The sequence below is a fragment of the Janthinobacterium sp. NKUCC08_JDC genome (assembly GCF_019345575.1).
In the GTDB taxonomy this organism is placed as follows: Bacteria; Pseudomonadota; Gammaproteobacteria; order Burkholderiales; family Burkholderiaceae_D; genus Janthinobacterium; species Janthinobacterium aestuarii.
The window spans coordinates 62,196-76,418 of sequence record NZ_JAHKQW010000008.1 but is presented as its reverse complement, the minus strand read 5'-3'; the positions used below and the strand labels follow the sequence as shown (position 1 = coordinate 76,418).

Genomic DNA, 14,223 nt, shown 5'->3' with positions numbered 1-14,223 from the left:
TGCAGCATTCTCCAGAGCTTGGGTATGAAAGCCGGCAGATGCATGCCTGCCGGTCTGTGGAAGGGGATCACCCTTGTTTTTCAGCCGCGATGGCGGATGTTACTTAAAAACAATAATATATAACCAATTGGAAGGAAATTAATATTTTTGCGACCAAAGGTGGAAATGCAGGGCTGGAATGCAGGAGGAAGCGATGAGCGACGTGGTGCTACACTCGCCATCTCAATGACGCCATGCGGCGGAAAGACGGGACCATGACGGTAATACAGAACATGACATTGCGCGCCGTTGCGCCCGGCGAAGAGGGGACGCTGGCGCGGCTGTTCCAGCTGTACTGCTACGACAATACCGCCTGGAGCGGCGAAGATGTGCTGGCCGCCGGCCGCTACGATGTGTGCGATGCCGGGCTGGCCGAGTATGTGCATGCGCCCGGGCATACGGCCGTCTGGATCGAGGTCGGTGGGGCGCTGGCGGGCTTTTTCATCACGGAGCCCGGCATGGCGGGCGAGTTGCCGGTGCAGGAGTTCAGCGACTTTTTTATTTTGAAGAAGTACCGGCGCCGGGGGCTGGCGCTGGAAGTGGTGCGGAGAGTGCTGCTGGGCAGCACGCAGACGTGGATGGTGGCGACGTTCCGCGCCGATGCGGATGCCTGCGCGTTCTGGCGGCAGGCGTTTGCGCGCCTGCCGTTCGCCAGGATCGAGGCGTGGGACGATCCGGACTTGCCGCAGTTCCAGCTGACGTTGCTGAAACCTGCGGCCTGAGCTGGATTAGAAGCGTACTTTCACATATGCCGACGGTCCCGTCAGGCGGATGTTCAGGTCGGCATCGCGTTCGCTGTCGCGGTGCAGCTTGATTTTCGAGATGCCGTAATCGGCCACGAAACCGATATTTTTGAACGGGAACCATTCCACGCCGACATTGCCGCCGTAGATGTGGCCATTGATGCGTCCGCCGTTTTTCTTGATGCCCGACGCTTCCGCATACATGCGCAAGTCCGGCGTGAAGGCGTGGCGCCAGCCCACTTCCAGCAGCGGCGCAAACGCGTGCTCGCTGATGGAGTCGCGTGCCGTGGCCGTTTCACCATTGACGACGCCGGTGGCCGTGCCTTTCAGGTTGGCGTGGTAGTAGGCGGCGCCCAGGCCGATGCCGAAGGTATCGTTGCCGCTGCCCAGCCACCATTTATAGGCCAGCTTGGCCAGGTCCAGCTTCAGATCGGCATTCGCCGTGGCCGTGCCCGTGACGGGCTGGCCATTGATGATGGTTTCGCCTGTCAGGCTTGGCGTGTAGGATTTGTCGTAGCGGTAGTAGTCGAATGCCAGGCCATGGCGGTCGCCGATCAGCAAGTCCGCCTTGACGCGCGGGATGGTGGTATGGCTTGGCTTTGATTCGGGCGCGTCGATGCGGCCAAATTGCGTGTCGGCGCCGATATTGATGCGTGGATCGGCGGAAAACGCGCCCACGGAAAGGCTGACGCGGTCCAGGGTGGGCGACGGTTCAGCCCGCGCCGTGGCAGCCGCCGTGGCAATACCCAGCACGCCCAGCATCATGGCGCCGCGCAAGGCAAGGTGGTGCGGGCGTGGTGGGGACAGGCGGGTGAACACGGACATGGCAGACATGGGGCAACTCCTCAAGATAAAGTGAAAACTGTCGCGACGTTTTGGGCAACAGTGCAATAAGGAAATGGTAGCAACTGTTACATTTAGATCACGTAGCCGCACGGCGCAACTGTCCGTCGGACTTGTCCTACCGCTGGTCAAGCAACTGTAAAAACTGGTAATGAAGGGATGTCAACGATGCAGGAAATCATGGAACTGGTGACGCCGCGGCTGGTACTGCGGCAATGGCGCGACAGCGACTTCGCACCGTTCGCGGCGCTGAATGCCGATCCCCGCGTGATGGCCTATTTCCCCGCGGCCCTGTCGCGCGACGCCAGCGACACCATGGCGAAGCGCTGCAGCGGCCTGATCGCCGAGCGGGGCTGGGGCTTGTGGGCCGTGGCCTTGCGAGAAAACGATGCATTCATCGGCATGACGGGCTTGCATATTCCCGCTGTGCAACTGCCATGTTCGCCGTGCGTGGAAATCGGCTGGCGCCTGGCGTTCGATTACTGGGGGCAAGGTTATGCACAGGAAGCGGCACGGGCCGCCCTGCAGGCAGGTTTTGAACGCTTGCAATTGCCGGAAATCGTCGCGTTCACGGCGTTGCCCAACTTGCGCTCGAGCACGCTGATGGCGCGCCTGGGCATGCGCCGCGATGCGGACACGTTCGAGCATCCGGCCCTGGCGCCAGGACACGCATTGCGCACGCATTGCCTGTATCGTCTGACGCGCGCAGAATGGTGCGCACAGGAGGAAACATGAGAATCGCCGCCATATCCGATATCCACGGCAACCTCGACGCGCTTGACGCCGTGCTGGCCGACATCGCCCTGCGTGGCGTGGACGTGACCGTCAACCTTGGCGATATCGTCTCGGGCCATCTGCAGCCGCGCGCCACGGCAGCACGCCTGATGGGGCTCGGCTTGCCGACCATCCTCGGCAACCACGAACGCCAGCTGCTGGGCGATCCGGCCCGCATGGGTGTGTCGGACGCCTATGCGCGCGCGCAATTGTTGCCGGAGCAACTGGATTGGATTGCGGCGCTGCCCGCCACCTTGCGCCTGCGGCACGATGTGTTGCTCGTGCATGGCACGCCCGCCAGCGACCTTGTGTATTTTCTCGACAGCGTCACGCCGCAAGGCAGCCGCGCCGCCACGCCGATGGAAGTGGCCGAACGGGCCGGCGAGACGGACGCCGCGCTGATCCTGTGCGGCCACACGCACATGCCGCGCCAGGTACGCCTGGCCGACGGGCGGCTGATCGTCAACCCGGGCAGCGTCGGTTTGCAAGCCTATGACGACGACCATGGTTATCCGCACGTGATGGAAAACGGCACGCCGCACGCGCGCTATGCGATTGCCGAACAGGGAACCGATGGCCGCTGGACGGCGCAGTTATATGCCGTGGAATATGACTGGGAAAAGGCGGCCCGGATGACGCTGGCCAACGGCCGGCCCGACTGGGCCACGCCCTTGCGCACAGGATTCGTCGGCGCCGCCTGAGCGCTTTAGCAGCTTGGGGCGCGCGTGACGGGCACGGGCACCAGTTCCGTCTTGCCGTCCTTGGCGATCACCTGGTTGATGCTGATGCTACAGCGCTTGCCTTCCCACGAGAACGCCGCTTCGTAATCTTCGCCGGCGCGCGGCGTGAAGGAGATGTCGCCATGGCAGCTGGGTGATACGCTGTCATAGCGCAAGCCGTTGGCCACGTAAAACGAGGACACGTCCTGGAAGCCCAGGCGCAGGCTGCTGGGCTTGTCGGCGGGAACTTCATATTCGCGGAAATAGGCTTTCGAGAAAAAGCCGTCCTTGCGCGCCAGGTTTTGCGATGTTTCCGTTTCCGCGATGCCCAGGCTGGTATTGCTGACAGTGCCGATCAAGGAACCGAAGGCGGAACTCATGCCGCCGCTGGCCTTTTCCACGCCATCGCTGAACATGCCGCGGATGCATCTGCTGTCGCGGTACAGGAAAGCCGTGGCGCCGTTCTGGCCGAACAGGCGCAGGCGGCTGATGGCCGATGTTGCCGGTGCGGCTGGGGCGCTGGCCGCTTCGGCGGCTGCAGCTGCGGGGGCGTCGGTGGTGACGGCATCCTGGGCAAAACCGGAGGCACTGAGTAACAGGGAAAACAGGACGGCAGGGTTTTTCATTGTGAATTTTAAATTATCAAAAAGATACAATATATACCATGCGGCAATATATTGCTGCTCTTTTTGATAAGTTTCCCCGCGCCGCTCCCTAGCGGAACTCTTCCGCCACGAGGTTGTACTTCTGCATCTTGTGGTACAAGGTCTGTTTCGGCAAGCCGAGCACCGCACTCACTTCGCTGACGTTGCCCGCATATGCGCGTAGTTCCTGCTCGATCAGCGCGCGTTCGAAGCCGTTCACCTGTTCCGCCAGCGACAAGGGGCTGGCCTGGCCGCTCGCCAGCAGACTCGATGCGCCACCGGCGATGCCCAGCACGAAGCGGTCGGCGATATTACGCAGTTCGCGTACATTGCCGGGCCAGGAATGGGCCATCAGGTTGCGCATCTGCGCGCTGGAAACGACGGGCGCGGCGCGGTTGTAGCGGGCGGCGGCGGCCAGCACGAAGTGTTCGAACAGGATGGGAATATCCTCGCGCCGTTCGCGCAGCGGCGGCAGGTGCAGCACGATCAGGTTCAAGCGGTAGTACAGGTCGCTGCGGAATTTCTGCTGCTGCGACAAGTCTTCCAGGTCCAGCTTGGCCGCTGCGATGACGCGCACGTCGACGGGCGTGGGCACGTTCGAGCCGAGCCGCTCGATATAGCGTTCCTGCAGCACGCGCAGCAATTTCACTTGCAGCGACAGGGGCAGCGATTCGATTTCGTCGAGGAAAAAAGTGCCCTGGTCCGCGTGCTCGATCTTGCCCACCTGCCGCTTCGCCGCGCCCGTAAACGCGCCCGGTTCGTGGCCGAAGACTTCGCTCTCAAAAATGCTTTCGGGAATAGCACCGCAGTTGACGGCGACAAAGTTGTGCTTGCGGCGGTGGCTGAAGTCGTGCAGGCAGCGGGCCACCATTTCCTTGCCCGTGCCCGTGTCGCCATAGATCAGCACATCGGCCGGTTCGTCGGCTACGTCGAGTATCAAACGCCGTATGTCGCGCATCGCCACGGAATTGCCCAATAGCCGCGCTTCAATGCCGCCGCCGTCCTCGAGCTGGCGGCGCAGACTGTGCACTTCCAGGGTCAGGCGCCGGGTTTCCAGCGCGCGCAGGATGACGTCGACCAGCTGGTCGGACGAATATGGTTTTTCGATGAAATCGTAGGCGCCCGTGCGCATGGCGTGCACGGCCATGGTGATGTCGCCATGGCCCGTGACGAGGATCACGGGCAGGTTGGCATCGAGCGTCTTGACCGCTTGCAGCAATTCCAGGCCGCTCATGCCGGGCAGGCGCACGTCGCTGACGACGATGCCGGGGAAATCGGGCGTGAGCAGTTTATAGGCCAGCTCGGCCGAGTGGAAGGCCAGCACGTCCAGGCCGGCCAGTTGCAATGCCTGCTCGCTGCCTTCGCGTACGGTGGGGTCGTCTTCGACCAGCAAGACCTTCAAGCCGTCAAACATGTTTTTCCTCCTGCGTTGCTATCTGTAGTTCGATGGTGAAGATGGCGCCGCCGCCGGGGGCGTTTTCGGCGCGCAGCACGCCGCCGAACTGGCGCGTGATCTGTTCGGAAATGGCCAGTCCCAGGCCCAGTCCCAAGCCTTGCGGTTTTGTCGTGAAGAACGGTTCGAACAGGTGCTCATACACTTCCGTCGACAGGCCCGGGCCCGTGTCGGCTACATGGATCAGTACGTGTTCGGGCGTGCATTCGACGGACACGCGCAGGCTGCGCACGTCGCTGCCATTCATGGCGTCGAGCGCATTCGCGTACAGATTCACCAGCACCTGTTCCAGGCGGTTGCTTTCGCACATGGCGAAGATGTCTTCGGGCGGCAGTTGCAAGGTAAAACGCACATTTTCCACCTGCAGCCGGCGTTCGACGAGGAACAGGGCATTGCTGATGGCCGTGGGGATCGACACGGAGGTCAGGCTGGTCGTCGACTTGCGCGCAAAAATCTTCAATTGGCCCGTAATGGTCCCCATCCTGGCCGCAATTTGCGATATCTTCGCCAGGTTGCGCCGCGCGTCGTCGAGCCGTCCCCGCTCGAGCAGGATGACGGCATTGTCGGACATGGTGCGCAGCGCCGTCAGCGGCTGGTTCAGTTCATGCGTGATGCTGGCCGACATTTGCCCCAGCACGGCCATCTTGCCGGCCTGAAACAGTTCGTTTTGCGTGATGTGCAGCTTTTGCTCGGCCTTGCTGCGCACCTCGATTTCCTGGCTCAAGCTTTGCGTCATGGCATTGAGTTCCGACGTGCGTTCCTCGACCATGGCTTCCAGGTTGTCATAGGCATGCTGCAGATCTTCGCGGGCGCGCAATTTTTGCGCCACGGCCGCGCGGCGCTGACGCAGGTAAAAGAACAGCAGCATGAAAAAGCCCAGCAGCACGCAGGAGAAGGCGGCCGCCGCGCGCGCGCTGGCCTTGGCCTGCGCCAGGTCGGACAAATAAATGAAAGTCCAGCCTTGCGGCGACTTGAGCTTGATCTGCGTCATCACGCTCGAACTGATCTTCGGCGGCGTGTCGGCGTGTTCCTGCTCGCGCACGCTGATCACGCGGGCGCCATTGCCCAGCTGGCGGTCGGAAACGAAAGGAATGGCGGCCAGCTGCTTCGAATAGTACTGGCGCGTGCGGTTGAGTTCTTCGACGATGGCGGGCGACAGCGGCGCCAGGGTCTTGTACTTCCAGTCCGCCATGGAACTGAGGAAGATCACGCCGTGCTCGTCGGCCAGCATCACCTTGTCGGCGCCCTGCACCCAGCGTTTTTCCAAGGTTTCCAGGTTCACCTTCACCGTTGCCAAACCCAGCATGTGGCCATTCTGGTAGATGCCGTGGGCAAAGAAGTAACCGGGTTCCAGCCGTGTCGTGCCGACGCCATAGAAGCGGCCCGGCGTGCCGCGCAGCGCATCCTGGGCGTAGGGGCGGAACGAGATATTGTCGCCAATAAAGCTGTCGGGCTGCTGCCAGTTGCTGGCGGCCCGCGTGTTGCCGTCGAGGTTGCTGATGAAAATCGTCGACGATTTCGCCTGCGCATTCATCTGCTCGAGGTAATGGTTGACCGTATCGACCAGCACAGGGTCTTCGGGATGCTGCAGCAGGCGGATCACGTCGCGGTTCAGCTCCAGGGTCTTGGGCAGGAAGTCGTATTTCTCCAGCGCATTTTCGAGGCTGCTGACATACACCTCCAGGCGCTGCGCGCCACTGGCCTGCAGCTTGCCGATGGCGATGCGTTCGGTCCAGAAATACACGAGCCAGACGGTGGCCAGGCAGGCGGCCAGCACCACGCCCCAGGCCAGCGTTTCGCGGCCCGACCGTTGCGACAGGCGCTGGCGCCAGGAAAGGGAGGGTTTGGTAGTACTGCTATTCATAAAATCAGCTGCCAACTTGCAAGAACCCACAGTATCGCATTTAAATATTGCGTAAAAAGAAAAAGCCGCCGGATATGCATCCGGCGGCCCACACTTCTATTTTACGGACATCTCAACGTCCGACAAAATCGTAGCGAGCGGCAGTGATTTGTGGCCGAGAAGCGCAACCGTACTTTAGTACGGTGAGCATCGCCGGCCGCAAAGCGCGCCGCGCAGTAGATTTTGGCCGACGTCCTTAGAACGTGTGGCGCATGCCGAGGTTGAAACCGCTGTTGCCGGTGCCATCGTCCGTGGCATTGCCAACCTTGTAGGTAGCGCCGTTCTTGTTGCTGATGTGGCCGTAACCGGTGTACAGGTCGCTGCGCTTGGACAGTGCATAGAAGGCGCCGATGGCCCACTGCTGGGCGTCACGGTTGGCATTGCTCTTGTCGTTGTGGCGGATGTACGACGCGACCAGCTTGGTGGCGCCGAACGGGGCGCTGAAGCCGACGAGGATGTCGTTGCTCTTGCTGTCGTCGAGGGCACGGTTGTCGGCGTAGCCGAAGTTACCTTGCACCACGCCAAAGTCGTAGCGCGTGGCCAGCAGGGTGTTGCGCGTTTGCTGGGTCGCCAGCGCATTTTCCTGGCGGTGGTGCGTCAGGGTCACGTTCAGCGGACCGTCGATGTAATGCACGGCGCCGCCCATGCTGCGGTTTTTCGCATTGTCGCCGGCCACTTCGCCAAAGCCATACGCCAGGTCGGCCGACAGCTTGCTCCAGGTCGGCGTGCTGTATTGCACCATGTTGTCGATGCGATAATTCGTCGCCATAATGTTCGATGCCGTGCCGGCCAGGCCGATGACAAACGGATCGGCCACGTCGCGCAGGGCCAGGTAGTACGGCGTATATTGGCGGCCCAGGGTGAGGGCGCCGGCGCTGCCGGTCAGGCCCACATACGCCTGGCGGCCGAACAGCCGGCCGCCCTGGCCCGAGGTACCGGTGTCGATATTGAAACCGCTTTCCAGCACGAAGGTAGCGGCCAGGCCACCACCGAGGTCTTCCTTGCCTTTGAAGCCGATGCGCGAGCCCGAAGCGACGCCGGAAGCGACGCGGTTCAGGCGGTCTCCGGACGCATCCTTGTCGAACACCAGGCCGGCGTCAGCCACGCCATACATGGTCACGCTCGATTGGGCCATGGCGCCGGTGGAGGCTGCGCCGAGGGTCAGCAGGGTAAACAGGACTTTTTTCATGAAAATCTCTCTAATAAGTTGGAATGACTACTGATCGCACTACCTGACTGCTTGTTACTCAACATCGACAACAAATAAATGGCCCGCTTGTGGCGGGCCATGGCGCTATCAGGCTTTGCTAGCGTGATCCGCTTCGCCCCAATGGCTTTCCGTGTTCTGGCTGGCCGCGTTGGCCGCGGCTGCTTCTTCCTCGGTGGCCAGGCCACCTTCCCACTTGGCGACGACAGCCGTGGCGACGGCATTGCCGACCGCGTTGGTGGCCGAACGGCCCATGTCGAGGAATTGGTCGACGCCCATCAGCAGCAGCAAGCCCGCTTCCGGAATATTGAACTGGTTCAGGGTAGCGGCAATCACCACCAGCGAGGCGCGCGGTACGCCGGCCATGCCTTTCGAGGTCAGCATCAGCAGCAGCAGCATGGTGATCTGCGTGCCGATCGACAGGTCGATACCGTAGGCTTGCGCGATGAACAGCACGGCAAAGGTGCAGTACATCATCGAGCCATCGAGGTTGAAGGAGTAGCCCATCGGCAGCACGAAGCTGGAAATCTTGCGGTCCACGCCGAACTGGTCGAGCGCCGTCAGCAGTTTTGGATAGGCCGCTTCCGAGCTGGCCGTCGAGAATGCCAGCAGGAACGGTTCGCGGATCAGGCCGACCAGTTTGAAGACGCGCGGGCCGATGACGACGAAGCCGGCGCCGATCAGCAGTGCCCACAGGCACATCAGGCCCAGGTAGAAGCCACCCATGAACTTGGCAAACGTGACCAGCACGCCCAGGCCGTGCGTGGTGATGACGGAAGCCATCGCGGCGAACACGGCCAGTGGGGCCAGGTTCATGATGGTGCCGGTGATGCGCAGCATGACTTGCGCCAGCTGATCGACGACGGCCGTCAGGGTCTTGCCCGATTCGCCCAGGCCGGCCAGTGCGCCGCCGAAGAAGATCGAGAACACCAGCACTTGCAGGATTTCATTGTTGGCCATGGCCTCGATCGGCGACTTCGGCACCAGGTGCGTGAAGAAGTCTTTCAAGGTGAAGGCGGCCGTTTTCAAATTCGTCGAAGCGTGTACGTCCGGTAATGGCAAGCCCAGATTGGTACCCAGCTGCATCAGGTTCGACAGCACCATGCCCAGCGCCAGCGAAACCAGCGAGGCAACGACGAACCAGCACATGGCTTTCAGGCCGATGCGGCCGGCCGTCTTGCCGTCGCCCATGTGGGCGATACCGACCGTCAGGGTCGAGAACACCAGCAGCGCAATGATCATCTTGATCAGGCGCAGGAAGACGTCGGTGACGATGGAAATATTGCCAGCGATCTGAGCGCTGAGCTTGGCATCAGGGAAAGCGGTGTTGCATCCATAGCCGACAATAATGCCGAGGACCATGGCAATCAGGATGTACAGGGTTAATGGCCGTTTCTTTTTCATTTTGACTCCTCCGGTGAAACGCCGCTGTGAGCGGATTATTGATAGCGAGCAACTCAAGCTTGGAGTCAATATTTCTCAAAAACAAGCCCTTGCGTGCTAGCGATTATTTGCAGCAAAACCTGTACATAGCAAAGGATATGCCTGAAATTGGGATTTGGCGCATAACTTCTTAAGTTGTTGATTTAAGGAAGCTTTTTTGTTGTTAGGATGTTGCAACTTCGCGTGCTTGCGCGAAATATTGGACGCGGCGGGCCATCGCTGTATGACTTTTCATACGCTAGTCGCGGCAGGGCGGCAGTGCGTCAAAAAGGCAAGATTATCAGGACAATAAAAAAGCCCCTCCGAAGAGGGGCCGATGTTACGTAATGCGTGTTCTATTGATGTTAGAACTTGATATTGGCCATCAGACTGAACGAACGGGGCTGGCCTGGCGTGTAGCGGAAGCCGGACTTGTTGATGGCCGCCACATAGGTCTTGTCGGCCAGATTGTAGGCATTCAACTGCAGGTCGAGGTTCTTGTTGACGGTGTAGCTTGCCATGGCATCGAAGACCCAGTAGGCATCCACGCGTGCCGGCGTGCCGACGGCGCCATCGGTGCCGCGCAGCATTTCACCCACGTAACGCGCGCCGCCGCCGATCTTCAGGCCGAATGGCAGGGTGTACGAGGTCCAGCTGGTGAACGCCTGTTTTGGCGTGTAGCTGAGGTTGTTGACGCCGCTGGCCGTGACGACCTTGCCCGACTCGACCTTGGTATTCATGCGCGTGTAGCCGGCGCTGACCAGCCAGTTCGGCATGATCTCGCCCACCACGCCCAGTTCCAGGCCTTCCACGCGTTTCTTGCCGGTCTGGTAATAAATGGTCGGGATCACAGGATCTTGTTCCACTTCATTCTTGACGGTGGTCTGGTAGACGGCGGCCGAGAACGACAGTTTTTGTTTCAGGAAGTCCCACTTGGTACCGATTTCCTTGGTAATGGTTTCCTGCGGGTCATATTTTGGATTTTGCGCGCTGTTGGCGCCCGCGCTCAAGGCGAAGTTGACGCCCGGCGGCGCTTTCGACGTGGCCAGCAAGGCGTACACGCTGCTGTCCGGCGTTGGCTTGTACATGGCCGAGATCTTGCCGTTGGCCAAGGTGTCGCTCAGGGTCAGATGCGTCGGAATCGGCGTGCCGACGGGCAAGGGCTGTACTGCGGGCGCAGTCACGGCCCCTTGCAGAGCGACGGCATCATACGTGGTGTTGAAATGGTCGAAACGCACGCCGCCGTTGAACAGCCACTTGTCGCCGAACTTGATGGTGTCGAACACGTACAGGCTTTGCGTATTGACTTCGCCTTCGGTGAAGGCGCCGCTGCGTACGGGGTTATGGCCGGTGACGGTGTCACGCGGGTTCGGGTTGTACAGATTGGCATCCTGCAAAGTGCCCAGGCTGGCGGGCACATAGCTGTAGTTGGTCTGTTTTTCGCTGGTGAACTCGGCGCCGGCCACCACGGAGTGCTTCAGCACGCCAGTGTCGAATTGTGCGCTGACCACGGTCTGGTTGGTCAGGATCGTGTTTTCCTGGTCTTTCACGGTGCGCAACGAGCGCGCCATGGTCCAGGTCGACGGATCGGTGGCGACCGGTGTCTTCAGGTTGACGGTGCTGCCCATGAAGGCCGTCAGCAGGTAGTCCTGCTGGGTCTTGCCATAGCGCGTGGTGTTCTGGATTTGCAAGGTTGGCGAGAAATCATGGTCGATGCGCAAGGTGCCCATATCGGCCTTGACCTTGTTGTAGTCCGCAGTGGAGCCGTAGAAATTCTTCGGATCGACCTTGGCCGCGCCGTTCAGGAAAGTGCGGATGACCGGGTTTGTCTTCGTGATGGTGTCCGGCGTCGAGTAGCCAGGCAAGCCGATGGTCGGCACGCCGCCGTCGGGTACGTTGTCCTGATCCACATGCAGGTAGCTGGCCGTGATGCGCGTCGGTTTGCCGATGCCGAAGGTGACGGTGGGCGCGAAGGCCCAGCGCTTGTTCTTGACTTCGTCGCGCGCCGGATCGCCGCTGTCCTGCGTCATCAGGTTCAGGCGCAATGCCGTGCCGGTATCGCTGTCGAGAACGCGGTTCCAGTCGGCCGTGGCGCGTTTCTGCTTGCCGCTGCCCACTGTCAGCAGCGAATTGAATTTGTTTTCCATGGTCGCCGTCTTGCTGACCAGGTTGATCGAGCCGGTCGGCGAACCGCGGCCGCTGTCCGTGCCCGCCGGGCCCTTCAATACGTCGATCTGTTCGATGTTGAAGACGTCGCGCGAGATGGAGCCCACGTCGCGCACGCCATCGACATAGATGCTGCCCGACGAATCGAAACCGCGCATGTAGACGGCGTCGCCCGTGTTCGTGTTGCCGTTTTCACCGAGGAAAAAAGTACCCACGCCTGGCGTGTTGCGCAGCGCGTCCGTCAGGGTCAGCGCACCTTGCTGCTCGATCAATTCCTTCTTGATCACGACGATGGTTTGCGGCGTATTGACCAGCTCTTCCGTGTATTTCGGCGACGAGGCTTTTTCTGCCTTGAAATCATTTTCCTTGGAGCCCACGACCTTGATTTCGTTCAGGGTTTGCTGCGATGCGGGCGCGCTTTGGCCGGCCGGGTCGGCCGCCTGGGCGGCAACGGGCAGCAGCATCACGGCCAGGGCGGCGCCGATGTGCTGGTTGAAACGGGTGGGGGCGTGTTTGCGGCTCTTGATTGCCATCTTGCTCTTTCGAAAAGGTCAGGGTAGTGGTTCCTGGCTGGCTCTGCGCCGCAGTGCTTGGGCACGCGGGCAAGTGGCTGGCGATGGAGACGGAATAGGCCGTATTGTAATAACTGGGCGCTATTTCGTAAATGAGAATCGTTATCAGTATCATTTACGCAACGGATTGGGCGTGCCGCAAAAAAAACACTGTCATGGCTGATGAATGCTTGCTTTGCGGCCCGGCCGCTGCTATGCGCGCAAGCGTCCGCCGGCGGGAGTATGATGAGCAACCTTTACAAATTTCCTTTCAGAATGCTGCAGACTCCCGATGCCTTTGTCCCCCTGATCGATGCGCCCGAACCGGCCCCGGCCGCCACGGATACGCTGACGTTTGTCTTTCACCGCGGGCGTTTGTTGTTGCGTACGCCAGAGCTGACCTTGCCCACGGCCGCCGAGGTAGCCGCGTACGATATCGATCTGAGCCGCGCACAGCCCGTGGGCTGGTGGCAGGGCCGCTATTGCCAGACGGTCTGGGCCGACGAAGAGTTGCCGCCGGGTGCCGGCCTGGCCTGGCACGGCATGCGCTCGCTGTTCAATGCCGTCGACGATGCTTTCCTGGGCTTGGCCAGCCGCGCCGTGCAACTGGCCGAGTGGGCGCGCACGCACCGCCATTGCGGCGTGTGCGCCACGCCCATGCAGCGCACGCGCGGCGAACGCTGTTTCACCTGCGCCGCCTGCGGCATGCTCGCGTATCCGCGCATTTCGCCGGCCATGATGGTGCTCATCCGCAAGGGCGAACAGGTGTTGCTGGCCATGCACAAGCACTCGCCATCGCAGCGTTTCAGCCCGCTGGCCGGTTTCCTGGAAGCGGGTGAATCGATCGAGGAAGCCGTGCACCGCGAAGTAATGGAAGAGGTGGGCTTGCGCGTGCACAATCTGCAGTACTTCATGAGCCAGTCCTGGCCGTTTCCCCATTCGCTGATGATCGCGTTTACGGCCGATTACCTCGACGGCGAGATCCGCCTCGACGAGAACGAGATCGCCGAGGCGCGCTGGTTCGGCCCCGGCGATGCGTGGCCGGAGGCGAGTTCGAGCGTGTCGATTTCCGCGTTGCTGGTGGGCGCCCACCGTCCGTCAACGGCATAGAAAGCCGGGGCTGCTCGGGCAGCCTGCCGCATTTTCTATATACTGGCGGCAATTGAAAATTTTAGGGTGGTGTAGCATGTCTCAAGAAGAATTCTCCGAAAACGACTGGCGCCGGCTGATCAGCAGCTTTGGTGAAGATCCGCAGCGTCCTGGCTTGCTGGAAACGCCGGCACGCGTGGCCAAGGCGTGGAAGCACTGGACGTCCGGCTATGGCCAGGATCCGGTGGACTTGCTGAAAGCGTTTGAAGATGGCGCGGAACAGTACAACGAGCTCATCGTCGTGCGCGGGATTCCCGTCTACAGCCATTGCGAACACCATCTGGCGCCGTTCTTCGGCAAGGCCACCATCGGTTACGTGCCAAACGGCAAGATCGTCGGCCTGTCGAAACTGACGCGCCTCGTCGATTGTTTCTCCAAGCGCCTGCAAGTGCAGGAACGCATGACGATGCAGATCGCCAATGCCCTGATGGAAGTGCTGGAACCGAAATCGGTGGGCGTGGTCGTACGCTGCCGCCATCTGTGCATGGAAAGCCGCGGCATCCGTACGCCGGGCGAAGAAACCATCACCTCGGCCATGCTGGGCGAGATGCAGCCGAACCTGGCGCTGCGTACGGAATTTCTGGCACTGGCGCGCGAAAGCTGATTGTTC

12 protein-coding genes are annotated in these 14,223 nt (G+C 61.0%); 5 read left to right on the top strand and 7 right to left on the bottom strand.

The features are described from left to right. Positions 1–254: 254 nt before the first annotated feature. A complete protein-coding gene (locus KO538_RS19015; protein WP_219329317.1) occupies positions 255–761 on the top strand; it encodes a hypothetical protein in 507 nt (168 codons plus the stop codon). A gap of 6 nt (positions 762–767) precedes the next feature. Here KO538_RS19015 and KO538_RS19010 read toward each other — a convergent pair whose 3' ends face one another. Continuing rightward, a complete protein-coding gene (locus KO538_RS19010; RefSeq protein WP_072457528.1) occupies positions 768–1,616 on the bottom strand; it encodes a hypothetical protein in 849 nt (282 codons plus the stop codon). A 168-nt stretch (positions 1,617–1,784) separates the two neighbouring features. Between KO538_RS19010 and KO538_RS19005 the strand changes: the two genes are divergently transcribed. Together KO538_RS19005 and KO538_RS19000 are read left to right on the top strand one after the other, a co-directional pair. After that, complete coding sequence (locus tag KO538_RS19005) at positions 1,785–2,360, top strand: GNAT family N-acetyltransferase (protein WP_374106862.1); 576 nt, start codon at positions 1,785–1,787, stop codon at positions 2,358–2,360. Continuing rightward, entirely contained in the window at positions 2,357–3,100 is a 744-nt protein-coding gene (locus tag KO538_RS19000; protein ID WP_219329316.1) for a metallophosphoesterase, read from the top strand. The genes KO538_RS19005 and KO538_RS19000 overlap by 4 nt, the downstream gene beginning before the upstream one ends. A 5-nt stretch (positions 3,101–3,105) precedes the next feature. Here KO538_RS19000 and KO538_RS18995 read toward each other — a convergent pair whose 3' ends face one another. The 6 genes from KO538_RS18995 to KO538_RS18970 all read right to left on the bottom strand — a co-directional run bounded on the left by KO538_RS18995 (position 3,106) and on the right by KO538_RS18970 (position 12,446). Continuing rightward, entirely contained in the window at positions 3,106–3,744 is a 639-nt protein-coding gene (locus KO538_RS18995) for a hypothetical protein (protein WP_219329315.1), read from the bottom strand. Between the two features lie 88 nt (positions 3,745–3,832). After that, positions 3,833–5,176, bottom strand: coding sequence for a sigma-54 dependent transcriptional regulator (locus KO538_RS18990; protein WP_070302966.1), 1,344 nt, complete (start codon positions 5,174–5,176; stop codon positions 3,833–3,835). After that, positions 5,169–7,079 carry an ATP-binding protein gene (locus KO538_RS18985; RefSeq protein ID WP_034754394.1) on the bottom strand — a complete coding sequence of 637 codons (1,911 nt, stop codon included), beginning with the start codon at positions 7,077–7,079 and terminating at the stop codon, positions 5,169–5,171. The genes KO538_RS18990 and KO538_RS18985 overlap by 8 nt, the downstream gene beginning before the upstream one ends. 235 nt (positions 7,080–7,314) lie before the next feature. Beyond that, positions 7,315–8,307 carry a porin gene (locus KO538_RS18980; RefSeq protein WP_051991521.1) on the bottom strand — a complete coding sequence of 331 codons (993 nt, stop codon included), beginning with the start codon at positions 8,305–8,307 and terminating at the stop codon, positions 7,315–7,317. 108 nt (positions 8,308–8,415) lie between these two features. Next, complete coding sequence (locus KO538_RS18975; protein WP_034754392.1) at positions 8,416–9,729, bottom strand: dicarboxylate/amino acid:cation symporter; 1,314 nt, start codon at positions 9,727–9,729, stop codon at positions 8,416–8,418. Positions 9,730–10,112: 383 nt separating this feature from the next. Further along, the gene (locus KO538_RS18970; RefSeq protein ID WP_070302962.1) at positions 10,113–12,446 is read right to left on the bottom strand and encodes a catecholate siderophore receptor Fiu; all 2,334 of its coding nucleotides are present in this window, start codon (positions 12,444–12,446) and stop codon (positions 10,113–10,115) included. A gap of 294 nt (positions 12,447–12,740) precedes the next feature. Between KO538_RS18970 and nudC the strand changes: the two genes are divergently transcribed. Both nudC and folE read left to right on the top strand, forming a co-directional pair. After that, on the top strand, positions 12,741–13,574 hold the full coding sequence (gene nudC / locus KO538_RS18965; protein ID WP_219329371.1) for an NAD(+) diphosphatase: 834 nt from the start codon (positions 12,741–12,743) through the stop codon (positions 13,572–13,574). A 76-nt stretch (positions 13,575–13,650) separates the two neighbouring features. Next, positions 13,651–14,217, top strand: a complete 567-nt coding sequence (folE, locus tag KO538_RS18960; protein WP_034754386.1) for a GTP cyclohydrolase I FolE — start codon at positions 13,651–13,653, stop codon at positions 14,215–14,217. Positions 14,218–14,223 lie beyond the last annotated feature (6 nt).